Origin of the sequence: Rathayibacter tanaceti (assembly GCF_009834165.1) — a bacterium.
GTDB lineage: Bacteria > Actinomycetota > Actinomycetes > Actinomycetales > Microbacteriaceae > Rathayibacter > Rathayibacter tanaceti.
Window position 1 is genome coordinate 2456114 of sequence record NZ_CP047186.1, and the last position, 24826, is coordinate 2480939.

Below are 24826 nucleotides of genomic sequence, written 5' to 3' on the forward strand. Positions count from 1 at the left end.
ACGCTACGCCCGACCACCGACATCGGCGAGGGCTTGCGGAGCGGCGCCCCGCGACCCGCCTCACGAGCCGAGCAGAGCGTGCGCGACGGTGAAGATCACCAGACCCGCCAGCGATCCGACCACCGTGCCGTTGATCCGGATGAACTGGAGGTCCTTGCCGACCTGGAGCTCGAGCTTCTCGGAGGTCTCTCGCGGGTCCCAACGGTGGATCGTGTCGCCGATGATGCTGGCGATGTCGGTGCGGTAGCGGTCCACGAGGTTGGCGGCGACCGAGCCGATCCAGGAGTCGACGGTCGAGGCGAGGCCCGCATCGGTCGAGAGGCGCCTGCCGAGGTCGACGACGATCGACTCGATGCTCCCACGGAGCGGGCTGGCGGGATCGTCCATCGCGCCCAGGAGCGAGGCCTTCGTCGCCTCCCAGGCGTCGCCGGCCAGCTCGCGCACCCGCGGGCTGTCGAAGGCGCGGTTCTTGATCTCCTCGACCCGGGCGATCAGATCGGGGTCCGTGCCGAGATCCTGTGCGAGGGTGGCGAGATAGCCGTCGATCGCGAGGCGGAACGGGTGCTCCTGATCGACGCGCACGGCGGCGACGAACACGAGTGCCTCGCGGTAGAGCCGCTCGTCGACAGCGCGGCTGACCGCCGAGGGCAGCCAGCTCGGCAGGCGCCCGCTGACCATCCTGGTGAAGCTCTGCGGATTCGCGGCGAGCCACGCCTCCGCCTGCTCGACCAGGGTGTCGACCAGGCGCCGGTGGTGGCCGGCGTCGACCACGCTGCCGACGAGGGAGCCCAGCGGCGGCCCCCACTGCGGATCGAGGAGGTGGCGTCGCGCGAGCGCCTCGATGACCCTCTGCACATCGGAATCGTCGAGCAGGGCGATCGCCGAACGGACGGCCGCGGCGCTCTCGCCGCCGACGCGACGGGCGTTCTCGGGCTCGGCAAGCCAGAGCCCCGCGCGTCGGGCGATGCCGAAGGAGTCGAGCTTCTCGCGGACGATCGCGCCGCGGAGGAAGTTCTCCTCGACGAACTGCGCAAGGCTCGCTCCGATCTCGTCCTTCTTGGTGGGGATGATCGCGGTGTGCGGGATGGGCAGGCCCAGCGGCCTGCGGAACAGCGCCGTCACCGCGAACCAGTCGGCGAGCGCTCCGACCATCCCGCCCTCGCTCGCCGCACGCACCCATTGGAGCCAGGGGTAGCGGTCCTGCAGAGCGAAGGAGAATGCGAAGACGACGGCCATCGCGACCAGGAGGCCCGTGGCGAGCCGCTTCATCCGGACGAGGGCGGCGCGCTTGGCCTCGTCGTCGCGCCCGACGGCGGCAGGGGCGGTCATGACGAGACGGGGAACCCCTCGTGGCGGATGCCCCAGGCCACGGTCCACTCCTCACCCGGCTCGAGCCAGCGCAGGCCCTGGCCGGTGTTCAAGGCCTCGGCCGGAGCGGTCATCGGCTCGACCGCGATCGCCGTGGTGACGTCGTCGCCGTCGGGGAAGATCCGGGTGATGAAGACCTGGACGAAGTTGTGGGAGGCGTCGGCCCAGAGCAGCACACGACGCCCGTCCTCCGCGCGGAGTCCGTGCACACTCTCGCCGTCGACGATGCGGACGTCGGCCCATGCGTCGTCGAGTTCGAGCTCGCCGACACGGCGCCCCCCGCGCAGGTCCCACTCGGTGCCCTCGACCGGGCTCTGGACCGTGGGGTTGAGGCGGTCGTCGACCTCGATGTGCACGGCGGCGTCGACGGTGATCTCGAGCTCGTCGGTGGGGACGTCGCCGATGGCGAGGAAGGGATGGGTGCCGATCGCGACCGGCGCCTCGTCGGCTCCGACGTTGACGACGTGGTGCACGACCGTCAGGCCGTCCGCCTGCAGTTCGTAGCGGACAGTCGTCTCGAGGTGGAACGGGTAGCCGGCCTGCGGGACCACCGGCGCGGCGAGTTCGACGAACGCGGGGCCCTGGTCGACGAGCCGGTAGGGCGTGCTGACCAGGAGGCCATGGATGGCGTTGTGGTACTTGGGCTCGGTGATCGCGAGCTGGAGGGTCTGGCCGCGATGGTGCCAGCGGCCGTCCTTGACGCGGTTCGGCCAGGGCATCAGCACGATGCCCGACCCGAACGGCGGGACAACGCTCGCGGGGTAGGACGCGGTGATCTCGACGCCGTCGACGGAGAGGTGGCGCAGCGCTGCTGCCACCTCCGTCACGACGGCGTGGAGCGTCCTGCCCTCGGCGGTGAGGTCGAGGGAGAACTGGCGCCCGGTGGCGGGAGCGGGGGTGAAGTCGGCCATTCCTGAATCCTACGGACTGACGCGATCGCGCAGAGCGCTGCAGCGGGTGACGGCCAGGCCCGCCTCTTCGAGGCCGGCCACGATCTCATCCGCGGCGGCTGCCCCGGTGAGCAGACGGTCGAACTCCTCCGCGGCCGCGACCCTCCCGAGGTCGACGACGCCGAGCTTGGAGGAGTCGGCGACGACGATCCTTCGTGCTGCGGCGTGCAGCATCCGCCGCTTCAGGGCGGCCTCGGGGAGGTTGACATTGGTGACGCCTGCCTCGGAGTGGACGCCGGTGCAGCCGATGAAGGCGACATCGGCCCGCAGCCGCTCGAGCATCTCGGAGGCGAGAGGCTCGACCAGCGAGTGCTGCAGCGGGCGGAGCGTGCCTCCCGTGACGATCACGCTGAAGCGCGGGATCGCGGGCTCGAGCGCGAAAGCGGTCGAGAGGCCGTTGGTGATCACCGTGATATCGCGCAGTTCCTCTCGCTCGACGAGGGCGTGCGCGATGGCGAGCGGAGTGGTGCCGACATCGAGGATGACGCTCTGGCCGGACGTGACCGAGGCGGCAGCCGCGCGGCCGATCGCGGCCTTCTCGTCGGAGGCTGCGCTCAGGCCCTCCTCGAGCGAGCGCTCGACGGAGCGCACCGCGGTGGGGATCGCTCCGCCGCGCACCCGTTGGAGTGCTCCCTCGCTCGCGAGCACGGCGAGGTCGGAGCGCACCGTGACCGCGGAGACTCCGAGGTGGTCGGCGAGATCGGTGACCGCGACGAAACCCGAGCGCTCGGCGAGGAGCCTCATCCGTACGCGGCGCTCGAGCGCGGAGTGCGCCTCGGGCTCGCCGTCGTTCCTCATCGCTCCATCGTGCCGCGCCGAGCGCTGCTTGTCAAAGCGCAAGCAGACTTTCCTTTTCGAAGATCACGTTCTAGTCTGGCCCCTGTCATGAACGAAGCGATCCCCCTCTCCGCCGGCGTCGTCAAGCGCCCGCACACGCTGGCCGACGGCCGCGAACTCCTCTACTTCGACGACGCCGACACGGCGCTCCCCCCGGAGCGCGCCGTCGACGCCCGAGCCCTCGATCCGCGGCCCGCCACGGCCCGGATGCGCCAGGACGTCCTCACCGGTGAATGGGTGTCGATCGCCGCCTCGCGGCAGAACCGGGTGTTCCTGCCTCCGGCCGAGCTCGATCCGCTCGCCCCCGCCTCCCCCACCAACCCGTCAGAGGTGCCCAGCCCCTACGATGTCGCAGTCTTCGAGAACCGCTCCCCCTCCTTCGGGCCGCTCCTCGAGGATGCGGACGCGCCCGCCTCCCTCGACGACCTGCGCACGCTCGGCCTCGGCCGCACGCTGACGAGCGTCGGGCGCTGCGAGGTCGTCTGCTTCAGCCCCGAGCACGAGGGTTCCTTCGCGACGCTGAGCGCATCGCGAGCCCGCACCGTGGTGGAGGCGTGGGCCGACCGGGTGGGCGCCCTCTCGGCGCTCCCCGGCGTGCAGCAGGTGTTCCCGTTCGAGAACCGCGGCGAGGCGATCGGCGTCACGCTGCACCACCCGCACGGGCAGATCTACTCCTATCCGTACGTCACGCCCCGCACGACTCGGCTCCTGGCCTCGCTTGACGCCTACGGCCCCTCGATGTTCGCCGACGTCCTGGCGTTCGAGCAGGCGGGCGAGCGTGTGTTGATCCGCGGGGAGCACTTCACGGCGTTCGTGCCGTTCGCCGCGCGCTGGCCGGTCGAGGTCCATCTCCTGCCGCACCGCCACATCCCGGACCTGGCCGAGACCACGCCGGAGGAGCGCGACGAGCTCGCGCGCCTGTACCAGCGCCTGCTCCGGGGCGTCGACGCGCTCTACGACAGCCCCACCCCCTACATCGCCGCGTGGCACCAGGCGCCGGTGCACGAGCGCCGCGACGAGGTGAGGCTGATGCTGCAGATCACGTCGCCGCGGCGAGCCGAGACGAAGCTCAAGTATTTGGCGGGCAGCGAGGCCGCGATGGGCGCCTGGATCGGCGACATCGCTCCCGAGACGACCGCCGCCGCCCTGCGCGCGGCGATCGAACGGGCCGACGCGGTCACCCTGCCAGCGGAGGCGCCGCGACTCCCCGGCGCCGCCCTCCCGAGCAGCGACCACTCGGGCAGCGTCCTGCCCGACGGCGCCACGACACCCGCCACGACTGCCGCCGAGATCGTCGAGGAGAACCGATGACCGCCACTCCAGCCCTCCCGACCGCCGTCGCCGAGCGGGCGTCGTCGGGCTTCGCACGCGTGTACGGCCGCACGGCCGCAGGGGTCTGGGCCGGCCCGGGCAGAGTGAACCTCATCGGCGAGCACACCGATTACAACGACGGCTTCGTCTTCCCGTTCGCGATCGACCGCGCCACGGCCATCGCCGTGGCTCCGCGTGAGGACCGCACGATCCGCATCAGCAGCGCGTTCGCCACCGAGGTCGTCGAGGTCTCACTCGACGGACTCGTCCCAGGGACGCTGTCAGGGTGGTCGGCGTACCCCCTCGGCGTCGTCTGGGCACTCACGGAGCACGGCGTCGACCTCGGCGTGCGCTCGGGCTTCGATGCGTTCGTGGACTCGGATGTGCCGGTCGGTGCCGGACTCTCGAGCTCGGCCGCGCTGATGTGCGCGATGGCGGTCGCCCTCGACGAACTCTGGAGTCTCGGCCTCGACCGCGCGACCCTGGCCAGGGTCGGCCGACGCGCCGAGAACGTCGCCGTGGGCGCCCCGACCGGGATCATGGACGAGTCGGCCTCCCTCTTCGGCGAGCGCGACGCCGCGGTGTTCCTCGACTGCCGCAGCCTGGACACCGAGGTGATCCCCCTCGGCTTCGAAGAGGCGGGGCTGGTCATGCTCGTGATCGACACCCGAGTCGAGCACGCCCACGCCACCGGCGGGTACGCCGAACGCCGAACCTCCTGCGAGCTCGGAGCCTCCACTCTCGGAGTCGACTCGCTCCGGGAGCTCTCGACCGACGACCTGCCCCGGGCCGAGGAGCTCCTCGACGAGGTGACCTTCCGCCGCGTGAAGCACGTCGTCACCGAGGACGCGCGCGTGCTCGAGACCGTGCGTACCCTCCGCGAGCACGGCCCCCGCTCGATCGGCGGACTGCTCGACGCAGGACACGCCTCCCTCCGTGACGACTTCGAGATCTCGGTCCCCGAACTCGACACCGCCGTGGAGGCCTCGCGCAGCGCTGGTGCTCTCGGCGCGCGGATGACCGGCGGTGGCTTCGGAGGCTCCGCGATCGCGCTGACGCCTGTCGAGAAGGAGGAGGAGGTCCGCGCGGCGGTCCTCGCCGCCTTCGCAGAGAAGGGCTTCGCGACGCCCGAGCTGTTCCTCGTCACCGCCGCCGACGGTGCCGGCCGCGTGCTCTGATCACCACCCCGGAGGCCGCGCGCTCCGATCGCCGACGGCACAGGCCGTGTCCACCACGGTCGGCAGCGGATGCGGATGGCCCACGGACACGACTGCGCGGGCGGCCTTCCCGGTCGCGGCTCTCCGCAGCCGTCGAGCCCGGGGAGACCCGGCCACCGGCCTCCCCGAGCCGCACGGTGCCGACGGGGTGGCCGCCGCTCATCAGCACGAGCGGCGGCCACCGTTGGAGGAACACCGGCGACCTGCCCGACCGCGACGCCGCGCGCCGCGGTCGTCGATGCGGCGCGAATGCCGCCGTGTGGAGAGGGATCGGCGAGGACTCCGGTGGCTCACATCGCGGAGCCGGGCTCCCCGACGCGGCTCAGCTCTCGAAGGTCGACGCGTCGATCACGAAGCGGTAGCGCACGTCCGACGCGAGCACGCGCTCGTACGCCTCGTTGATCTGCGACGCGGACACCACCTCGACTTCGCTCGCGATGCCCTTCTCGGCACAGAAATCGAGCATCTCCTGGGTCTCGCGGATACCGCCGATGCCGGACCCGGCGAAGGAGCGGCGTCCGCCGAACAGCGTGAAGACGTGCAGCGGCAGAGCCTCGGCCGGCGCACCGACATTCACCATCGTGCCGTTGCGCCGCAGGAGGCCGAGGTAGGCGTCGAGGTCGAGCGGCGCGCTCACCGTGTTGACGATGAGGTCGAAGCTGCTCGCGAGCTCGGTGAACGTCGCCTCGTCGCGGGTCGCGTAGTAGTGGTCGGCTCCCAGGCGGAGACCGTCCTCCTTCTTGCTCAGCGTCTGCGAGAGCACCGTGACCTCGGCTCCCATCGCGTGCGCGAACTTGACCGCCATGTGGCCGAGCCCGCCGAGGCCGACGACGGCGACCCGCTTGCCGGGGCCCGCCTCCCAGTGCGACAGCGGCGAGTAGGTGGTGATGCCCGCACAGAGCAGCGGTGCCGCAGCCTCGAAGGGGATCGACTCAGGGACGCGGAGGACGAAGTCCTCGACGACCACGACGTGCGTGGAGTAGCCGCCCTGGGTGACGGTGCCGTCGCGATCGACGGAAGCGTAGGTGCCGATGTTGCCCTTGAGGCAGTACTGCTCCTCGCCGGCCAGGCAGTTCTCGCACTCGCGGCACGAGTTGACCATGCAGCCGACGCCGACGCGGTCGCCGACGGAGTGCTTGCTGACCTCGGAGCCGACCTCGGCGACGACGCCGACGATCTCGTGGCCGACGGTGAGGGGGTACTGCACCGGACCCCAGTCGCCGCGCACGGTGTGGATGTCGGAGTGGCAGATGCCGGAGTAGACGATCTCGATCAGGACGTCGTGCGGTCCGACGTCACGGCGCTCGATCGTGGTGGGGACGAGCGGCTCGGTCGCGGACGGGGCTGCGTAGGCGGTGACGGTGAGCATGGTTTCTCCTCGTGGGGCGTTGCGCGCTCCGAGGACGTGTCCGACGGAGGTGGGGGACGCGAGAGCGCCGGACCACGCTACGCGGGCGCGCCTGGGAGTCTCCCGGCCGCCGTCAGCGCAGCGCGCGCTCCGCCGCCGTCACCACATTGTGGATGAGCATCGCGCGGGTCATCGGACCGACTCCCCCGGGGACGGGCGAGAGCCAGCCGGCGACCTCGGCCACACCGGGAGCGACGTCACCGGTGAGCTTCGCACGGCCGGAGTCGGCGTTCTCGACCCGGGTGATGCCCACGTCGAGCACGGCCGCACCGGGCTTCACCCAGTCGGCGGCGATCAGACCGGGGACGCCGACGGCCGCGACCACGATGTCGGCGCGGCGGACCTCCGCGGCGAGATCGGCGGTGCGCGAGTGGGTGAGAGTGACGGTCGCATCGAGGCCCTTGCGGGTGAGCAGGAGCCCGAGCGGGCGGCCGACGGTGAGACCCCGGCCGACGACGACGACGTGCTTGCCGGAGGTCGGGATGTCGTGGCGCTGCAGCATCTCGACGATGCCGTTGGGCGTGCACGGCAGCGGACTGTCGAGCTCCCCCTCGACACCGAGCACGAGACGACCGAGGTTGGTCGGGTGCAGCCCGTCGGCATCCTTGGCGGGATCCATCAGCTCAAGCATCGCGTTCTCGTCGATGCCCCGGGGCAAGGGGAGCTGGATGATGTAGCCGGTCACCGCCTCCGACTCATTGAGCCCGCGGATCGCCGCCCGGATGTCGTCTGCCGATGCCGTCGCCGGCAGGTCGACCCGGATCGACTCGATGCCGACCTCGGCGCAGTCGCGGTGCTTGCCCGCGACGTAGGAGCGTGAGGCCGGGTCGTCGCCGACCAGCAGCGTGCCGAGGCCGGGCACGACGCCCTGCTCACGCAGTGCGGTCACGCGCACGGCGATCTCGGCCTTGACCGACGCCGCTGTGGCGACTCCGTCGAGTACCTGTGCCGTCATCTGGAGGCTCCTCGTTCAGGGCGCGGCGGAGCGGGTCGCCCCCTCCGCCGCGCGGGTGGTGCTGTTACAGGCCGGGGTAGAGGGGGAAGTCGTCGGTGAGGCGGGCGACGCGGGTGCGCAGCGCCTCCAGATCGGCCGAGGGCTTGAGGGCCTCGGCGATGACGTCGGCGACCTCGGTGAACTCCGTGTCGTCGAACCCCCGCGTGGCCAGAGCCGGCGTGCCGATGCGCAGGCCGGAGGTGACCATCGGAGGCCGCGGGTCGAACGGGACGGCATTGCGGTTGACGGTGATGCCGACCTCGTGGAGTCGGTCCTCGGCCTGCTGTCCGTCGAGCGGCGAGTTGCGCAGATCGGCGAGCACCAGGTGCACGTCCGTCCCTCCGGTGAGCACGTCGATGCCCTCGGCCTTCGCGTCAGCGGCCGTGAGGCGCTCGGCGAGGATCTGCGCGCCGCGGATGGTGCGGGCCTGTCGGTCGGCGAACTCGGCCTCACCTGCGAGCTTGAACGCGGTCGCCTTCGCGGCGATGACGTGCATGAGCGGTCCGCCCTGCTGGCCGGGGAACACGGCCGAGTTGAGCTTCTTGGCGTACTCCTGCTTGGCGAGGATGAGACCGGAGCGGGGCCCGGCGAGCGTCTTGTGCACGGTGGAGGTGACGACGTCGGCGTGCGGCACCGGCGACGGGTGCAGTCCCGCGGCCACGAGGCCTGCGAAGTGGGCCATGTCGACCCAGAGCTTCGCGCCGACCTCGTCCGCGATGGCGCGGAACGCTTCGAAGTCCAGGTGGCGAGGGTAGGCCGACCAGCCGGCGATGAGCACCTGCGGACGGACCTCGAGGGCCTTCTCGCGGACGACGTCCATGTCGATGCGGAAGGTCTGCGGGTCGACGCCGTAGGCGGTGGCGGTGTAGAGCTTGCCCGAGAAGTTCAGCTTCATCCCGTGCGTGAGGTGCCCGCCGTGCGCCAGCTCGAGGCCGAGGATGGTGTCGCCGGGCTGGACCAGTGCGGCGAGCGCCGCCGCGTTGGCCGTCGCCCCCGAGTGGGGCTGCACGTTGGCGAACTCGGCGCCGAAGAGGGCCTTCGCCCGGTCGATCGCCAGCTGCTCGGCGACATCGACGAACTCGCAGCCGCCGTAGTACCGGCGACCGGGGTAACCCTCGGCGTACTTGTTGGTCAGGACCGAGCCCTGCGACTCGAGAACGGCACGCGGCACGAAGTTCTCGCTCGCGATCATCTCGAGGTAGCCGCGCTGGCGGTCGAGCTCCTGCTGGAGGACGGCGGCGATCTCGGGATCGACGACCGAGACGGGCTCGTCGAACGAGGCGGAGAGGCCCGGGCGGGCGGAGGCGGGGGAAGAGGACACGGACGCTCCTTGGCTGGGAAACGGAAGGGGCCCGGCGGGTCGCGGCGAGGCGACACGGCTCGGTCGGGCGACCCGATCTACGGTATCCGTTCCAGCCCAGGCGTGCGGCGGGAAAAGTGTCCGCGGCAACGCCACGGAGGAGGTGCCGCTCCCTGATGGTCACCCATCCGAACGCCAGTCGCGGCGGAGTCACTCTAGCAAGGGCCACGAGTGGCGCGATCGGCTGCGCGTAGTCCGACCGCGGCTCATCTCTGTGCGAGGATCGCTCGGGGGGGTTCACCGTGAGGCTCGGGAGGGAGCGGCATGGCTGGGTTGCGGCGGGTGGGCGCCTCCATCGACGACGCGAATGACGCTGAGCTGCTCACCCTGGTCCGAGAGGGCCGCACGGCGGCGACAGCCGAACTCTGGCGGCGGCACGCCGCCGCGGGCCGCACTGTCGCGCGCGCGTGGTCGAGCAGCGCCGACCCCGACGACCTGGTCTCGGAGGCGTTCCTCCGCGTTCTCGGCGCCGTCGAGCGAGGCGGCGGGCCCGAGGGTGCATTCCGCCCCTACTTCTTCACGTCGATCCGCAACGTCGCCACCTCGTGGGCCCGTCGTGGGCAGCACGAGCGCCCCCTGGACGACGGCGACCGCGAGCTCGCCGCAGAGGGGCCGGACCCCGAGGAGCAGGCCCTCGCCGCACTCGAGCGCGACCTCGGCGCGCGCGCGTTCAAGGCGCTGCCCGCTCGCTGGCAGGAGGTGCTCTGGTACACGGAGGTCGAGGGGCTCTCCCCCGCCCAGGCCGCCCCGCTGCTCGGACTGCGGCCGAACGGCGTCGCCGCGCTGAGCCTCCGGGCCAGGGAGGGCCTGCGCGTCGCGTGGATCCGTGAGCACGTGGTCGATTCCGCGGCGAGCGGCGAGTGCGAGTGGGTGCTCGAACGAGCGGGAGCACACACCCGCGGGCGCCTTCCTGCCCGTGACCGCCTGCGTCTGAACGCCCACCTGATGGACTGCACCTCGTGCGAGGACGCCCTCGCCGAGGCCGAGAGCGCCGGGCGGAGGCTCGCCACCGTTCTGCTGCCGCTGGCCGCGGGCCTGGGCGGCGCGGCCGCGTGGGCCGGCGGGAGCGCGGAGCCGGCATCGGCCGCTACCGCGAGCGCTCCTCCGGGCCGGGGAGGATCGCACGGAGCTCGCGCGAACCCGGGCGCAGGCGCCGGAGCGAGCGCTGGCGCCGGAGTCGGTGCCGGGGCGGTGGCGACGGCGGCCGTCGCGGCGGGGCTCGTCCTCGTCGCGGTGGTCGGAGTCGCGGCACTGCTGCCGACCACGCCGCAGGTCTCGGTCGCGGTGACGGAGGAGGCGGGCACGGTCGGTCCGGACGCCGAGGAACTCGATCCCGAGCCTGAGCCCGGAGCCGATGCACCGTCGACCGACGCGACGTCGGTGAGCGCACCGCAGACCACGGATCCAGCCGGGGCCGCGTCGAAGGAGACGGCAGCTGCGGAGGCGGGCGGCCGGAGCAACGCGCCGTCGTCCGCCGCGGGCCCCTCCACGGCGGGGTCCTCCGAGCAGCAGCGGTCGGGAGGCGGCACCTCGGTGTCCGCGCCCTTCGCCGCGAGCGCCCTGCCTCCGACAAGCGCCCTCCCTCCCCTGCCTCCCGCTCCCTCGGGACCCGACGGTGGGTCCTCCGGTACCGGTGCGGATTCCGCGCCGGGCGCCGTGCCGATCGCGCCGGACACCACCCCGGTCCCGTCGCCGCGGCCGAGCTCGCGCCCTCCCGCGGTGCCGACAGGTCCGCGCCCCACGACGCAGCCTCCCGCGGCGACTCCGACGCCTGCTCCGACCGCGCCCCCGGCTCAGACGACACCGAAGCCCACCACGCCGAAGCCCACGACCCCGAAGCCCACACCCACACCCTCCGGACCGGCTGCGACGCCGACGCCGACGACTCCCCGACCGACCGGACCGACGCCGACCCCCCAGGCGCCCGCACCCACCGCCGCCCCGACTCCGACACCGACCCCCGGGCCGACCGCACCCACCCCTACTCCCGCGCCGCCGACGACTCCACCGGTTCCGGTCCCCCCGACCACACCGCCTGCCCCGCCGCAGAACGAGCCGACGACGCTCATTCTCGACACCGACGGCCGCCTGCTTCCGGACGCCAGCGGCACCGCGACCCCGGGCTCCACGGTTCTCCTCGAGGACGCCGAGACCGGACGCCGCTACGCCACCGCGACCGCCGAGGCGGACGGCACCTGGAGCGCTCGAGCCCTCCCTCTGCCGGTCGGCACGACCTCGGTGGTGGCACGCGCCGGCACGGCCAGCACCCCCGTCGAGGCCGAGCTGCGCGCACCGAGCCTGCTCGCTCCCTCGTCGGCGCCAGCCGGGGACGTCTCGGTGCTCGTGCTGACGGACGGCGGCGCCGCGGGGATCGAGATCCTTGTCGACGGCGGGACCGTACTGACGGATGACAGCGGGGCCCCCATCACCAGCGCGTCCGTCCCCCTCGGCCCCGGCGCCCACTCGCTCGGTGTGCGCTACACCTCGCCGGACGGCCGCGTGGGCCCGGTCGCCGAGTCCACGATCACCGTCGGCTGACCGGCCCGGACACCCCCTCCGCCACCGATATCCTGAGCGGATGCAGCCCGACGCGACCGTGCCCTCCACCGCCCGCCCCGCCCGCGCGGGCGCCGACGCCGCCTGGTCGGGCGAGCGCGCGGCCGGCAACCACTGGACGCTGACCTTCGCCTGCCCCGACCTCCCCGGGATCGTGCACGCCGTCTCCGGCGCGGTCGTCCAGGCGCGCGGCAACATCACCGAGAGCCAGCAGTTCTCGAGCGCCGACACCGGCCGATTCTTCATGCGACTGCAGGTCGAGTCGCCGATCACGCGGGAGGAGTTCGCTGCGGCACTGCTGCCGATCACCGAGCACTACGGGATGACCTGGCGCCTGGACGTCGTGGGCCGCCCGCTGCGCACCCTCGTGCTCGCCTCCACTGCGGCGCACTGCGTCAACGACCTGCTCTTCCGCCAGCGCGCAGGCCAGCTCGCGGTGGATGTCCCGCTGATCCTCTCGAACCACGGCACACTGCGCGATCTCGCCGAGTTCTACGGCGTGCCGTTCGAGTCGCGCTCTGTGGTCTCTCCGGAGTCGAAGCGCGCCTTCGAGGAGCGCGTGATCGAGGTGGTGGAGGAGCACGACATCGAGCTGGTGGTCCTCGCCCGCTACATGCAGATCCTCTCACCCGAGCTGTGCGCACGCCTCGCGGGGCGCGCGATCAACATCCACCACTCGTTCCTGCCGGGCTTCAAGGGCGCGAACCCCTATAAGCAGGCGCACGCCCGCGGGGTGAAGCTGATCGGAGCGACCGCGCACTTCGTCACGAGCGACCTCGACGAGGGCCCCATCATCGAGCAGAACGTCGTGCGGGTGGACCACTCGCACTCGGTCGCGCAGTTGGTCGCGATCGGCCAGGACGAGGAGAGCCGCACGCTCACCCAGGCGGTCAAGTGGTTCGCCGAGGATCGGGTGCTGCTCGACGGTGCCCGCACGATCATCTTCCGGTGACCAGGCGACGGCTAGCATGGTCGGCGTGAATCGAGCAGGAGCGGACGACGCGACCACCCCGATTGCGATCGGACCGAACGCGGTCCTCCGCTTCCTCCTGGAACTCGTCGCCCTGGTCACCTTCACCGTCTGGGGCTTCGCCTCGTGGAGTCTTCCCTGGAACATCGTCGTCGGCCTGGGCGCTCCGGTGCTGGCGGCGCTCGTCTGGGCTCTGTTCCTCTCTCCGCGCGCAGTGCTCGCGATCGACGTCTACGGTCGGTCGCTGATCGAGCTGCTGCTGATGGGGGCGGCAGCTCTGGCCTGGCTCGACCTCGGCCAGCCGATCGTGGCGCTGGTCTTCGGTGTGCTCGCCGTGATCTCGGGAGTCGTCGCGGGGCGCCGCTCACTCTGACCCGCTGAGCGGCCGCGCCCCTCCGGAGGTCCCGGTCGCCCGTGCCAGAGCATCGCCGACGACACGCTGCCGGCGGGGGCTCGGCCCTCCTCCGCTCGCCCGGGCGGCGCACGACACGCGGATCGGCCGCCCGATCGGCACGTCGCCCTGGCGAGGGGCGACGTCGAACGGCCGCCCCGCTGCTCCGACAGGAGCGAGCGGGACGGCCGTTCGCGGTGCTCGCGGAAGACTACTCCGCAGCACCTGCCTCACGGCTCGCCAGAGCGCGGCGTCGCAGGCCCGTGATCACGGCGCCCGCACCGAGGAGGGCGAGGGCGACGGCTCCGAGGAGACCGCCGTCGAAGCCCGTCGAGGGGAGACCGCCGGCGCCGGCGACGGGCGCTCCAGGACCGGTCGGTGACCCCGGCCCGGCCGGGGGGCCCGCCGTGGGCGTCGCCGTCGGCTCCGGATTCCCGGTCGGCTCCGGGGCCGCCGTGGGCTCCGGAGTCGCGGTCGGTGCCGGGGTTGGCGTGACCGCGTCGGCGACGTCGATGCTCACGAGCGTCGCCGGACCCGACTCACCGTAGGTGACGCGCCCCAGGTACTGGGCAGGCCCGGCCAGGTTCGACCACGAGACGGTGTAGGCCGTCGGCTCACCCTGAACAGCGTCGACGATCTGCGGGTCGGTGCTCAGCGAACCGAGACGCTCCTCCGGAGTGACGACGAAGCTGCGCAGGTCGAAGGTCGTCGCCGACGTGCCGGGGCCGACAGAGTAGATGACGGCCTCCACCGTGTAGCTGCCCGCCGCGGGCGCGGCAATGTCGACGCGCTCGTCGGCCGAGCCGGTCGCCGAGGTGTACACCTTCTTCGTGCTCTCGCTGGTGACGGTCAGGTCGAGGTCGGCCGTGTCGTCGATCGCGTCGAGGTCGAAGCGGGCGAACTCTGCGCCCTCGGGCACCTCCACCGTGGTGGTGAAGGAGGTGCCCTTGGGCAGGGTGCCCGAGTGGCCGTCGGCCGCCGTGGCGTCCTCGGCGAGGACACCCTCGGTCAGCCCGCTCGCGGCGAGCGGCAGGGCGCCGTCGACGCCCGGAGTGATCGTCACCGACGCGGTGCCTGTCGTGCCCGAGCCCGAGACCTCGTAGGGGGCGTCCAGCAGGACCGGACGCACCGCGATCGGGCTGCGGACATCGTGCTCCGCGCTCGACCACGTGAGGTATCCCGTGGCGAACTCGTTCAGCTCGGCGTCACCGGTCGTGAACGAGACCGTGTACTCCGCGGTTTGCCCCGCCTCGGTGAAGCTGAGGCTGGACGGGGAGACGACGGTGTCGATGCCGTCGATCCCGTCGACCGATGCCGTGTAGGTGCCCGGCCCGGTCGAGGTGACCGTTCGGGTCACCGTCTGCGTGCCGGCCAGGGCGCCGATGGCGATGGAGGCCTGGTTCAGGTCCGACGGGTCGATGGCCGCGATGGGGTCGATGACGGGGTTCGAGGTGAAGACGTAGCCCGCGCCCTTCAGGAAAGCGATCCAGTCGCTCGTGCCGCTCTCGTAGAGCAGCCCGGGGTCGAGGAACGCGGTCGGGTCGACGTGTCCGGCGCCCTGGGCGAAGACGTCCTCGGAGGCCGCTCCCGACTGGTCGACGCTGTCGTAGGCGGAGGTCATCATGGCCGACTTGACCGCCGACGGAGAGGCCTTCGGCGTGGCACCGAGGATCAGCGCGGCGAGGCCGGCGACGTGCGGTGACGACATCGAGGTGCCCGACTCGAACGCGAAGGCGGGGTCGTCGCCCTCGGCGTTGAAGCTGTCGGCCAGGATGGCGACACCGGGTGCCGTGAGGTCAGGCTTGAGCACGTCGGCACCGTCCGCCTCCGCGGGACCGCGCGACGAGAAGCCGGCGACCTGGGGCACGGGGATGACGGCGCCGGTCGGGTTGCCCTCGGAGAGCGTCACCCGCGCGCCGGAGGTCTTCGCGTACGCGGTGATCGCGTCGTAGGCCTGCGAATCGATCTGGATGCTCGGGACCGAGTGGTCGTCGACGTGCAATGCGTTCGGGGTCGCGTTGAGCAGGAGCATGCCGATGCCGCCTGCCCGCTCGACCTCGGCCGACTTCGATACGCGCGCGGTGACGCCCGCCGTGCAGGTGACGACCTTGCCCTTCACCTTCGCGGGATCGAGGGTGCCGGTCTCGCAGATCGCAGGATTCTCGGCGCCCGAGCGGACCACGTCGGCACTGTTCACCAGCGGGCCCGTGACGTCGTCGTGGACCGAGATCGAACCGCCCACGAACGCCTGGCCGTCACCGAGGGTGGCGGTCGCCGTGTAGGTGGGGACGGAGGAGGCGGCGACCGTCGTGTACCACGGCGAGGCGTGGTCGAGAGTGGAAGCGCCCGCTCCGGAGTTGCCGGCCGAGGCCGCGACGAAGACACCCGCGGAGGCCGCGTTGAGGAAGGCCTCGTCGATGGGAGTGAGTGTCGAGGTGGCCGAGCCGCCGCCGATCGAGAAGTTGATCACGTCGACGCCGTCCTTGACCGCCGCGTCGATGGCGGCGAGGATCCCGGAGCCGGAGCAGAAGTCGTCGTCGTCGGTGCCCGCCTCGGTGCCGTTCCAGCAGACCTTGTACGCCGCGACCTTCGCAGCCGGGGCGACACCCGAGATCTGTCCGTAGTCGTAGCCGTCGACGCTCGCCTCGACACCGGCGTTGCCGGCCGCGGTGCTCGCGGTGTGCGAGCCGTGTCCGTCGGCGTCGCGCGGGGAACGGTACTCGGCGTTGTCGGACGAGCCGACCTTCTCGCCGTCGCCGAGGAACCAGCGCGCTCCGATGAGCTTCTGGTTGCACTCGTCGCCGTCCCACTGCACGGAGGCAGGGAGTCCCGGCGAGCAGGAGCCGACGAACGAGGTGCCGTCGGACTTCGCGTAGGTGACCGTCGTGCCGTCGGTGTAGGGCTCCGCTCCCGGAGACGTCGCCAGTGCGGGGCCCGCGAACGACGGGTTCTCGGGCGCGATGCCGGAGTCGATCACGCCGACCACGATGCCCTTGCCCGCGTCGTCGATGCCACCCAGCTTCTGCCAGGCTCCGTTCTCGCCCTCGAGACCGAGGAAGTCGGTGGAGCGCTGCTGGCCGGTGTCAGGGACGGGGATGCCTGCCGCAGAGGCGAGCGGAGCGGTCTGCGCCGCGCGGTCGACCGTCAGGTTCTCGACCTTGCGGACCTGCGCGACGTCCTTGCGCTCCGCCAGCTCGCCAGCCTGGTCGCCGGAGAGGGTGGCTGAGAAGCCGTTGAGCGCCACCGTGTAGTGGTAGTCGATGGCCGCGTCGACCGCGGCGGCGACGTCCTGCTGACGCTGCTCGAGATGCGCCGCGTAGTCCTCGACCGGCGCGGAGGCGGCCTGGAGCTGCGAGCCCTCGAGGGGAGCAGTGCGCGCGAAGCGGGCGTCGGTGCCCTGATACGTCGCGGCCGAGGGCTCGACGAGGGTGACGACGTAATCGCCGTCGTCGAAGCTCTGCCCGGTGGAGAGTCCGCCGACGAGCGAGGCGCTGCCGACGAGTGGAGCGGCACTGGCGCCGGTGGTGGCGAAGGCCGCCGTAGCGGCGACGCCGAGTACGGCGAGTCCTGCGAGGATGCGCCTTTCAGCGCGACGGACGGGTGGACGGTGGGACAGGTGGATCGGCAATCGATGTCCTTACTCACGTTCGCTGGGAACCGGATCGGTTCTCACACAGAATCGACCCTACGAACCCGTTTGCCCAGCTTTGTTACGAGCACGTAACGAAGTGACCGGATCGGGGACGAAAATTTTTGGCACTCTCGCCAGCCGAGTGCTAATCTGGTCGCAGTTGAGTCGAGTCGGCTCAACCCTTGGAACTCTTCGTTGCACGACCGAATGGAGTGATCTCAATGGCCATCACCTACGACCCCATCCGCGAACTCGACCGCGTCGCCTCTGCCCTGCTCGGTGCAGGCCAGGGGCCCCGCCGTATGCCGATCGACCTCTACCGGGACGGCGACCACTACGTCCTCACCGCCGACCTCCCCGGCATCGACCCGGGCTCCGTCGATGTGGATGTGGACGGTCAGCTGCTCACCATCAGGGCGCAGCGGACCGTCGCCAGCGGCGACGACGTCACCTGGATCACCCGGGAGCGCCAGTCGGCCACGTTCGTCCGCCAGCTCAGCCTCGGCCAGGGCGTCGACACCGAGCGGATCTTCGCGTCCTACGACAACGGAGTGCTCTCGGTGACCATCCCCGTCAGCGAGAAGGCCCGCTCCCGACGCATCGAGGTCGTCTCGAGTGCCCGTCCCGAGCAGGTCCAGATCAGCGAGACAGCTGCCGACTGACCGCCGCAGCAGGGGCCCGTCCGCGTCCGCGCGGGCGGGCCCCTGCTGCGCGTCCGGGGATCCCCTACGCTGACCGGATGCGCGCTCCCTCCGCCACTGCCGTCGGCGTCCTTCTTCCCCGCGACCTCCCCGCCTCGGAGGTCCTCGCCTACGCGCGCCGCGCCGAAGCGCTCGGCTTCGACGAGCTCTGGGTCGTCGAGGACCTCGGCTTCCGCGGCGGCATCGCCCAGGCCGGAGCCGTCCTCGCAGCGACCGAGCGGATCGTCGTCGGCATCGGCATCCTGCCCGCCGCCGTCCGCACGGCGGCCTTCACGGCGATGGAGCTCGGCACTCTCGCCGAGCTCTTCCCCGGGCGCCTGCACGCCGGGATCGGGCACGGCATGCCGCACTGGATGCGCGGCCTCGGTGTCTGGCCGCAGAGTCCGCTCACGCTGCTCGAGGAGCAGTTCAACACGATCCGATCGCTGCTCTCGGGAGAGCGGACCAGCCGCACCGGACGCTACGTGCAGGTCGACGACCTCGTGCTCGAGTCGCCGCCCGTGGTCGTGCCGCCGCTTCTGGCGGGAGTCCGGGGGCCGAAGTCGTTGGCTCTCGCCGGCCGCATCGCCGACGGGGCTGTGCTGGCCGAACCGGTGACTCCGGAGTACCTCGCCCGCGCCCGCGAGCACATGGCGACGGCGGGACGCCTCGTCGCCTATTCGGTGGCGGCGGTCGACGACGAGGCCACCACCGCGCGGGACGCGGTGCGCCACGGGCTGGAGTGGATCGGTGAGCCCGACTGGGCGCCCCACATCGAACCGCTGCCGTTCGCGGAGGAGTTTGCCCGGCTGCGCGCGGCGAGCGCGGACCGCACCGCCTTCTCGCGCGGCATGCCCGATGAGTGGGTCGACCAACTGGCGGTCGTCGGCACGCCGGACGACGCCCGAACACGCATTGCCGAGTTGCATGCGGCCGGAGCATCGAGCGTCGTGCTGATCCCGTCGGGGCCCGACGCGACAGTGGCGATGACCGCGCTCGCCCGGGCGCTCTGACCTCGGCGCTCCCGGCCCGCAGAAACACGTTCGGCTCGCAGGATCCGAGGATCACTGCGAGCCGAACGGGTGTCCGAGAGCCGGAGATCAGGCGGACATGCGGGCCTGCAGGTTCTCGTCGAGGGTCGCGAGGAACTCCTCGGTCGTCTGCCAGCTCTGGTCGGGGCCGACGAGCAGAGCGAGGTCCTTCGTCATCTTGCCGGACTCGACCGTCGTGATGACCACGTCCTCGAGCGTCAGCGAGAAGTCGATGAGCTCCTGGTTGCCGTCGAGCTTGCCGCGGTGCGCGAGGCCGCGCGTCCAGGCGTAGATCGAAGCGATCGGGTTGGTCGAGGTGGGCTTGCCCGCCTGGTGCTGGCGGTAGTGGCGCGTCACGGTGCCGTGCGCCGCCTCCGCCTCGACGACGCTGCCGTCGGGTGTGGAGAGGACCGAGGTCATCAGGCCGAGCGAGCCGAAGCCCTGCGCGACGGTGTCGGACTGGACGTCGCCGTCGTAGTTCTTGCAGGCCCAGACGTACCCGCCCTCCCACTTCATCGCGGAGGCGACCATGTCGTCGATGAGGCGGTGCTCGTAGGTGAGGCCCGCGGCGTCGAAGCGCTCCTTGAACTCGGTCTCGAAGATCTCCTCGAAGATGTCCTTGAAGCGGCCGTCGTAGGCCTTGAGGATCGTGTTCTTGGTCGAGAGGTAGACCGGATAGTTGCGCGAGAGGCCGTAGTTGAGCGATGAGCGCGCGAAGTCGCGAATCGACGCATCCTGGTTGTACTGGACCTGCGCGATGCCGTCGTCGGGTGCCTTGTAGACCTCGAACCTCATCGGCTCGGAGCCGTCCTCGGGGGTGAACTCGACAGTGAGCGTGCCCTTCCCCTTGAAGACGAAGTCGGTCGCGCGGTACTGGTCGCCGAACGCGTGACGACCGATGATGATCGGCTTGTTCCAGCCCGGCACGAGTCGGGGGATGTTCGAGATGATGATCGGCTCGCGGAAGATGACGCCGCCGAGGATGTTGCGGATCGTGCCGTTCGGCGACTTCCACATCTTCTTCAGGCCGAACTCCTCGACGCGGGCCTCGTCGGGCGTGATCGTCGCGCACTTGACACCGACGCCGTGCTTCTGGATGGCGTGCGCCGCGTCGATCGTGACCTGGTCGTCCGTCTCGTCGCGGTACTCGATGCCGAGGTCGTAGTACTCGAGGTTCACGTCGAGGTACGGGTGGATGAGGGTGTCCTTGATCTTCTGCCAGATGATCCGCGTCATCTCGTCGCCGTCGAGCTCGACGACCGTTCCCTCAACCTTGATCTTGGACATTGCTCTCCCATGGTGTCGATGACCCCGCACCTGTGCGGGACGGGCGGCTCTGCACCGCTCCGGATGGCCTCGACCCAGCCTACCCGAGCACTCAACTGTCTCGATGTCGAGAGACTTCACCGGGCCGTCCCCGGGGCGGCTCTGTGCCGCCCGGTGTCGGCCGCCAGGATGATTCCCGCCCGAGCATCGTGCCGGTAGATTGACGCCATGAGTGACCTCCGTCTGGAAGAGCTGTCCGCCTCGAACATCTCCGCCGTCAACGGGCTGAGCCTCAAACCCGGACAGGAGCAATTCATCGCGCCGGTGTCGTACTCTGCGGCCGCAGCGGTGATCGATCCGGGTGCCTCGTGGCAGCGCGCCGTGCTGGACGGCGACGAGCTCGTCGGCTTCATCCACGCGCACTTCGACCCGGAGGCGGCCGAGGAGTTCCGCAGCTGCATCTGGCGCATCAACATCGACGCCGCGAAGCAGGGCCGCGGAGTCGGCACCTTCGCCGTGCGCGCGACCGCAGACGAGGCGCGCGCTCGCGGCTTCGACACCCTCACCGTGGTCTGGGAGTCGGGCGAAGACGGGCCCGAGCAGTTCTTCCGCTGGATCGGCTTCGAGGTCGTCGGCGAGACGCAATACGGCGAGAACATCGGGGCGCTGAGGCTCTGACCGCTCAGCCTCCGGGTACGCGCGCTCCTGCTCTCGACGTCGCGAGAGACGAGCCGGGGCCGCTCGACTTCGTCTCCGCCGTCTTGGACGTGGTCGGGTCGATCCCGGTCGGACACGTGATGGCCTACGGCGACGTCGCGGCGATGCTCGGCACTCGAGCGGCCAGAGCGGTGGGCACGGTGATGGCGCGCTACGGTGCGGAGGTCGCATGGTGGCGCGTGGTGCGCTCCGGCGGGGCGCCTCCGGTCGGTCACGAGGAGCGAGCCCGGGTCGAGTACGAGCGGGAGGGGACGCCGCTCGTCGTCACTCCGAACGGCTACCGCGTCGACGTGCGTGCCGCCCTCTGGCGGCCCTGACCGCGGGGGCGTCCGCGGGGGCGACCCGATCTGCGGGGCGCACACGGTCCTCCGGCTCGGGGACGCGACGCGGAGGCGGATGGCGCCGCAGTCAGACCAGCGAGTCGCGCCAGGCCGCGTGCAGGGTGGCGAAGCGGCCCTCGCCGGCGATCAGCGCCTCCGGGGTGCCGTCCTCGACGATGCGGCCGTGCTCCATCACCAGCACGCGGTCGGCGATGGCGACCGTCGACAGGCGGTGGGCGATGATCACCGCCGTGCGGTCGGCCAGGAGCGTCTGGAGGCCCTGCTGTACCAGCCTCTCGCTCGGGATGTCGAGCGACGAGGTCGCCTCGTCGAGGATGAGCACCGCCGGATCCGCCAGGAACGCGCGGGCGAAGGAGATCAGTTGCCGCTGGCCGGCCGACACGCGGCCGCCCCGCTTGTTCACGTCGGTGTCGTAGCCGTCGGGCAGCGCCTCGATGAACTCGTGCGCGCCCACGGCCTGGGCCGCCCGAACGATCTCGTCGTAGGAGGCGGTGGGCCGGCCGATCGCGATGTTATCGGCGACGGATCCCGAGAACAGGTACGCCTCCTGCGTCACCATCACGATCGCGCGGCGCAGATCCTTCGGGTGCAGCTGCCGCAGATCGACGCCGTCGAGGGTGACGACTCCGCCGCTCGGGTCGTAGAAGCGCGAGATGAGCTTGGCGAGAGTCGTCTTGCCCGCGCCGGTCGAGCCGACGAGCGCGATGGTCTGCCCGGCAGGGATGTCGAGGTCGAACCGCGGCAACACCTCCCGATCGGTGGCGTACGCGAAGCGGACGCCCTCGAAGCCGAGCCGCCCGCGCGCCTGCCGCAGGTCGATCGGCCGCGTCGGATCCGGGACGCTCGGCTCCTCGGCCAGCACGCCCGAGATCTTCTCGAGCGCAGCGGCCGCCGACTGATAGGAGTTGTAGAACATCGCCATCTCTTCGACCGGGTCGAAGAAACGCCTGGTGTAGAGCAGGACCGCCAGCAGCGCGCCGATCTCGAGCCCTCCGTCGAGCACGCGGACGCCGCCGATGAACAGCACAGCGGCGACAGTCACGTTGCCGATCAGCACCAGTCCGGGATCGAAGGTGCCGAAGACTCCGAAGACCCGCTTGTAGGCGAGCCGGTACTGCTCGACGACCGCGCCGAAGACCGTCTCGTTGCGCTTCTGCGTACGGAACGTCTGCACGGCGCGGATCCCCGTCATCGACTCCACGAACTGCACGATGAGCCGGGACGAGGCGACGCGGGTGCCGCGGAACAGCGCCTGCGACCGCTTCTGGAACCACCGGGTGAGGAGCGCGAGCGGCACCAGGGAGCAGGCGAGGACGAGGCCGCTGACCCCGTCCAGCGAGACGAGCGCGATCGCCACGAAACCCATGTAGAGCGCGCCCTGCACGAGCTGGTTGATCCCGGAGTCGAGCAGCTCGCGGATCGAATCGAGGTCGCTCGTCTGTCGCGAGATGATCCGTCCGGAGGTGTAGCTCTCGTGGAACTCGAGGCTCAGCTTCTGGGTATGCAGGAAGACGCGCTTACGCAGGTCGATCAGGATCGCCTGGCTGACGCGCGCCGAGAGCACGGTGTACCAGGCGACGAGCACAGCGCCGACGACGCCCGTGAGCAGGTAGGCGCCCACCGTCAGGGCGAGCGGAGTGCCGTCACCGCGCAGCACCGCAGGCAGGCCATTGTCGATGCCTGCCGCGATGAGCGCCGGCCCGGCGACCTGCGCCGCCGTCGCGACGACAACCACGACCGCGGTGAGCATCAGCCGCAGCCGGAGCGGGCGCAGCAGCGAGCCGAGGAGCCGGAGCGAGCGGCGGCGCAGCGCGGACGACTCCGCTCTGCTGAGGTCGTCGCGCTCCTCGGTCGTGCCGAGCGTGCTCATGATCGTGCCTCATGATCGCTGGCCGGCCGCGAGCCGATGCGCACGACGCCGACCGGGCGGGTCAGCTCGTCCTCCTCGAGGCTCGAGATGACGAAGCGGTAATGCGGGCTGTTCGCGAGGAGTTCGCTGTGGGTGCCGACAGCGGTGACGCGCCCCTCCTCGAGGAGCGCCACGCGATCGGCCAGCGCCACCGTCGAGGGGCGGTGGGCGACGATAATCGCGGTGGTGTCGCCGAGGACGCGCCGCAGGCCCGCCTCGACGCGCGCCTCCGTGTCGACGTCGAGGGCGGAGAGCGGATCGTCGAGCACGAGCACCGACGGACGCGCGGCGATGGCGCGGGCGAGGGCGAGGCGCTGGCGCTGTCCTCCGGAGAGGCTCATCCCCTCCTCCCCTACCAGGGTGTCGAGGCCGTCGGGGAGGCGGTGCACGAAGCCGGCCTGCGCGATGTCCAGCGCCTCGAGCAGTTCCTCCTCGGTCGCGTCCGGACGGCCGAGCAGAACGTTCTCGCGCACGGAGGTGGAGAACAGCGTCGCATCCTCGAACGCCATGCCGATGTGCGAGCGCAGCTCGTCGCGGCGGAGGCGGCGGATGTCGACGCCGTCGAGCTCGATCACCCCGCCGGTGACGTCGTAGAGGCGCGGGAGGAGGGCGGTGAACGTCGTCTTGCCGGAGCCGGTGATGCCCACGAGCGCCATCGTCTCTCCCGGCTCGACCTCGAGATCGACGCCGTCGAGCAGGTCGCGGGCGCTCTCGGGGGCGTCCTGGTAGCGGAAGTGCACGTCGCGGAAGCGGACACGCCCGCGCGGCTGTGCGATCGTCTCCGGCTGCTCCGGATCGGTGATCGTGTTCCGGCTGTCCATGACTTCGAAGTAGCGGTCGACGGCCGTGCGGGTGTCGAAGGTCATCGACAGGAGGAAGCCGATCGACTCGACCGGCCAGCGCAGCACGGTCGCGGTGGCGAAGAAGGCGAAGAGCTCGCCGACGCTGAGCTGCCCGGCCGCCGCGAGCCAGACCCCGCCGAGGAGGCAGAGCGCGAAGGCGACGTCGGGCACGAGCAGCAGCACCAGCCAGATCCCGGCGATGGCGCGGGCCTTATCGAGCTCAGTGCCGCGCAGCTTCTCGGCCTGCCCGGTGAAGTTCTCGAGCGCATGCTGGTGCCGGCCGAACGCCTTCAGTACCCGGATGCCGTGCACCGACTGCTCGACGGTCGTGGCGAGGTCACCGGCCTGGTCCTGGCTCCGCCGCGCAATGCTCGAGTAGCGCTTCTCGAAGGCGAACCCGTAGATCCAGACGGGGACCGAGCAGACGACGAAGAGGAGGCCGAGGATCGGATTCCACGAGACGAGGACGCCGAATCCGACGACGATCGTCAGCGCGTTGACGACCAGCAGCACGAAACCGAAGGCGATCCAGCGCCGGATGAGGCTGAGATCGCTCATCGCGCGGGACAGCAGCTGCCCGCTCTGCCAGCGGTCGTGGAACGAGACCGGGAGGTCCTGCAGCTGACGGTAGAGCGCCGAGCGCATCCGCGCCTCGATGCGCGTGCTGGGGGTGAGCACCATCCGCCGCCGCAGCGCGATCGCCCCGGCCTCGACGATCCCGAGCACCAGCACGACCGCGACCGGCCCGATCAGCGGGGCGAGGTCGCCGGAGCCCGCGGCCGTCGCGCCGTCGCCCAGCGGTCCGTCGACCAGCCGCTGCAACACGATCGGGATCGCGAGCGAGACCAGACTCGCCACGAGCGCGATCGCGATGCCCCCGGCCAGCCGCGGCACGGCGTCACCGACGAAGGGGACGAGGCGCCGCAGCGAGCGGGCCGTGCTGGGACGCTTCTGGGCGGGAGTGCCTGCGGACGGGCGGGCGGGTGCGGACACGGTGCAGCGCTTTCAGGACGGAACGGAGCCTCCCCACGGGCAGCGGGTGGAGGG

General features: G+C 71.3%; 19 protein-coding genes and 1 riboswitch. Of the genes, 9 read left to right on the forward strand and 10 right to left on the reverse strand.

All coding sequences use genetic code 11. The features are described 5' to 3' along the window. Nucleotides 1-60: 60 nt before the first annotated feature. Genes GSU10_RS11540 through GSU10_RS11550 form a run of 3 tightly spaced genes read right to left on the reverse strand, consistent with a single transcriptional unit; the run spans nt 61 to nt 3116 of the window. Nucleotides 61-1329: a DUF445 domain-containing protein gene (locus GSU10_RS11540; RefSeq protein WP_068210832.1), complete on the reverse strand. Its 1269-nt coding sequence runs from the start codon at nt 1327-1329 to the stop codon at nt 61-63. Beyond that, on the reverse strand, nt 1326-2279 hold the full coding sequence (locus GSU10_RS11545) for an aldose 1-epimerase family protein (RefSeq protein ID WP_068210835.1): 954 nt from the start codon (nt 2277-2279) through the stop codon (nt 1326-1328). Before GSU10_RS11545 ends, GSU10_RS11540 begins: the two co-directional genes overlap by 4 nt. A gap of 9 nt (nt 2280-2288) precedes the next feature. Next, entirely contained in the window at nt 2289-3116 is an 828-nt protein-coding gene (locus GSU10_RS11550; RefSeq protein ID WP_068210839.1) for a DeoR/GlpR family DNA-binding transcription regulator, read from the reverse strand. A gap of 87 nt (nt 3117-3203) precedes the next feature. On the opposite strand from GSU10_RS11550, the gene galT reads away from it, so the two are divergent. Both galT and galK read left to right on the forward strand, forming a co-directional pair. Further along, nucleotides 3204-4466: a galactose-1-phosphate uridylyltransferase gene (gene galT / locus GSU10_RS11555; RefSeq protein ID WP_132504914.1), complete on the forward strand. Its 1263-nt coding sequence runs from the start codon at nt 3204-3206 to the stop codon at nt 4464-4466. Continuing rightward, nucleotides 4463-5644, forward strand: coding sequence for a galactokinase (gene galK, locus GSU10_RS11560; RefSeq protein ID WP_132504916.1), 1182 nt, complete (start codon nt 4463-4465; stop codon nt 5642-5644). Before galT ends, galK begins: the two co-directional genes overlap by 4 nt. A 361-nt stretch (nt 5645-6005) precedes the next feature. Here the strand turns inward: galK and GSU10_RS11565 are convergent, their stop codons facing one another. From GSU10_RS11565 to glyA, 3 genes are all read right to left on the reverse strand, one after another. Beyond that, on the reverse strand, nt 6006-7052 hold the full coding sequence (locus tag GSU10_RS11565; RefSeq protein ID WP_132504918.1) for an NAD(P)-dependent alcohol dehydrogenase: 1047 nt from the start codon (nt 7050-7052) through the stop codon (nt 6006-6008). A gap of 112 nt (nt 7053-7164) precedes the next feature. After that, complete coding sequence (locus GSU10_RS11570; protein WP_068210842.1) at nt 7165-8046, reverse strand: bifunctional methylenetetrahydrofolate dehydrogenase/methenyltetrahydrofolate cyclohydrolase; 882 nt, start codon at nt 8044-8046, stop codon at nt 7165-7167. Nucleotides 8047-8110: 64 nt separating this feature from the next. Continuing rightward, complete coding sequence (gene glyA, locus GSU10_RS11575; RefSeq protein WP_068210845.1) at nt 8111-9406, reverse strand: serine hydroxymethyltransferase; 1296 nt, start codon at nt 9404-9406, stop codon at nt 8111-8113. Between the two features lie 87 nt (nt 9407-9493). Then, nucleotides 9494-9598: riboswitch (ZMP/ZTP riboswitch) on the reverse strand. Between the two features lie 111 nt (nt 9599-9709). On the opposite strand from glyA, the gene GSU10_RS11580 reads away from it, so the two are divergent. Genes GSU10_RS11580 through GSU10_RS11590 form a run of 3 tightly spaced genes read left to right on the forward strand, consistent with a single transcriptional unit; the run spans nt 9710 to nt 13344 of the window. Then, on the forward strand, nt 9710-11983 hold the full coding sequence (locus tag GSU10_RS11580; RefSeq protein WP_132504920.1) for a sigma-70 family RNA polymerase sigma factor: 2274 nt from the start codon (nt 9710-9712) through the stop codon (nt 11981-11983). A gap of 40 nt (nt 11984-12023) precedes the next feature. Then, nucleotides 12024-12953: a formyltetrahydrofolate deformylase gene (gene purU / locus GSU10_RS11585; protein ID WP_082845312.1), complete on the forward strand. Its 930-nt coding sequence runs from the start codon at nt 12024-12026 to the stop codon at nt 12951-12953. Nucleotides 12954-12978: 25 nt separating this feature from the next. After that, the gene (locus GSU10_RS11590) at nt 12979-13344 is read left to right on the forward strand and encodes a YrdB family protein (protein ID WP_068213615.1); all 366 of its coding nucleotides are present in this window, start codon (nt 12979-12981) and stop codon (nt 13342-13344) included. Nucleotides 13345-13573: 229 nt separating this feature from the next. On the opposite strand, the gene GSU10_RS11595 is transcribed toward GSU10_RS11590, so the two are convergent. Further along, nucleotides 13574-16990 carry a S8 family serine peptidase gene (locus tag GSU10_RS11595; RefSeq protein WP_132504922.1) on the reverse strand — a complete coding sequence of 1139 codons (3417 nt, stop codon included), beginning with the start codon at nt 16988-16990 and terminating at the stop codon, nt 13574-13576. Nucleotides 16991-17214: 224 nt separating this feature from the next. Here GSU10_RS11595 and GSU10_RS11600 point away from each other — a divergent pair, with 224 nt between their 5' ends. Continuing rightward, nucleotides 17215-17655, forward strand: a complete 441-nt coding sequence (locus GSU10_RS11600) for an Hsp20/alpha crystallin family protein (RefSeq protein ID WP_068208637.1) — start codon at nt 17215-17217, stop codon at nt 17653-17655. A gap of 77 nt (nt 17656-17732) precedes the next feature. Beyond that, nucleotides 17733-18686 (forward strand): LLM class flavin-dependent oxidoreductase, encoded by a 954-nt coding sequence (locus GSU10_RS11605; RefSeq protein WP_068208638.1) that lies wholly within the window; start codon nt 17733-17735, stop codon nt 18684-18686. 87 nt (nt 18687-18773) lie between these two features. Here GSU10_RS11605 and GSU10_RS11610 read toward each other — a convergent pair whose 3' ends face one another. Then, nucleotides 18774-19991, reverse strand: coding sequence for an NADP-dependent isocitrate dehydrogenase (locus GSU10_RS11610; RefSeq protein ID WP_068208639.1), 1218 nt, complete (start codon nt 19989-19991; stop codon nt 18774-18776). 207 nt (nt 19992-20198) lie between these two features. On the opposite strand from GSU10_RS11610, the gene GSU10_RS11615 reads away from it, so the two are divergent. Together GSU10_RS11615 and GSU10_RS11620 are read left to right on the forward strand one after the other, a co-directional pair. Then, on the forward strand, nt 20199-20648 hold the full coding sequence (locus GSU10_RS11615; RefSeq protein ID WP_068208642.1) for a GNAT family N-acetyltransferase: 450 nt from the start codon (nt 20199-20201) through the stop codon (nt 20646-20648). 119 nt (nt 20649-20767) lie between these two features. Beyond that, nucleotides 20768-21004 (forward strand): MGMT family protein, encoded by a 237-nt coding sequence (locus GSU10_RS11620; protein WP_241972910.1) that lies wholly within the window; start codon nt 20768-20770, stop codon nt 21002-21004. A 91-nt stretch (nt 21005-21095) separates the two neighbouring features. On the opposite strand, the gene GSU10_RS11625 is transcribed toward GSU10_RS11620, so the two are convergent. Then, nucleotides 21096-22898: an ABC transporter ATP-binding protein gene (locus GSU10_RS11625; RefSeq protein WP_068208647.1), complete on the reverse strand. Its 1803-nt coding sequence runs from the start codon at nt 22896-22898 to the stop codon at nt 21096-21098. After that, nucleotides 22895-24772, reverse strand: coding sequence for an ABC transporter ATP-binding protein (locus GSU10_RS11630; protein WP_082844978.1), 1878 nt, complete (start codon nt 24770-24772; stop codon nt 22895-22897). Before GSU10_RS11630 ends, GSU10_RS11625 begins: the two co-directional genes overlap by 4 nt. Nucleotides 24773-24826: the final 54 nt, after the last annotated feature.

Coding starts and splice junctions, on each gene's coding strand:
- galK (WP_132504916.1), top strand. CDS start 4,463: ATGACCGCCACTCCAGCCCTCCCGACCGCCGTCGCCGAGCGGGCGTCG.
- GSU10_RS11545 (WP_068210835.1), bottom strand. CDS start 2,279: ATGGCCGACTTCACCCCCGCTCCCGCCACCGGGCGCCAGTTCTCCCTC.
- GSU10_RS11570 (WP_068210842.1), bottom strand. CDS start 8,046: ATGACGGCACAGGTACTCGACGGAGTCGCCACAGCGGCGTCGGTCAAG.
- GSU10_RS11550 (WP_068210839.1), bottom strand. CDS start 3,116: ATGAGGAACGACGGCGAGCCCGAGGCGCACTCCGCGCTCGAGCGCCGC.
- purU (WP_082845312.1), top strand. CDS start 12,024: ATGCAGCCCGACGCGACCGTGCCCTCCACCGCCCGCCCCGCCCGCGCG.
- GSU10_RS11600 (WP_068208637.1), top strand. CDS start 17,215: ATGGCCATCACCTACGACCCCATCCGCGAACTCGACCGCGTCGCCTCT.
- GSU10_RS11625 (WP_068208647.1), bottom strand. CDS start 22,898: ATGAGCACGCTCGGCACGACCGAGGAGCGCGACGACCTCAGCAGAGCG.
- GSU10_RS11565 (WP_132504918.1), bottom strand. CDS start 7,052: ATGCTCACCGTCACCGCCTACGCAGCCCCGTCCGCGACCGAGCCGCTC.
- GSU10_RS11610 (WP_068208639.1), bottom strand. CDS start 19,991: ATGTCCAAGATCAAGGTTGAGGGAACGGTCGTCGAGCTCGACGGCGAC.
- GSU10_RS11620 (WP_241972910.1), top strand. CDS start 20,768: ATGGCCTACGGCGACGTCGCGGCGATGCTCGGCACTCGAGCGGCCAGA.
- GSU10_RS11540 (WP_068210832.1), bottom strand. CDS start 1,329: ATGACCGCCCCTGCCGCCGTCGGGCGCGACGACGAGGCCAAGCGCGCC.
- galT (WP_132504914.1), top strand. CDS start 3,204: ATGAACGAAGCGATCCCCCTCTCCGCCGGCGTCGTCAAGCGCCCGCAC.
- GSU10_RS11580 (WP_132504920.1), top strand. CDS start 9,710: ATGGCTGGGTTGCGGCGGGTGGGCGCCTCCATCGACGACGCGAATGAC.
- GSU10_RS11615 (WP_068208642.1), top strand. CDS start 20,199: ATGAGTGACCTCCGTCTGGAAGAGCTGTCCGCCTCGAACATCTCCGCC.
- GSU10_RS11605 (WP_068208638.1), top strand. CDS start 17,733: ATGCGCGCTCCCTCCGCCACTGCCGTCGGCGTCCTTCTTCCCCGCGAC.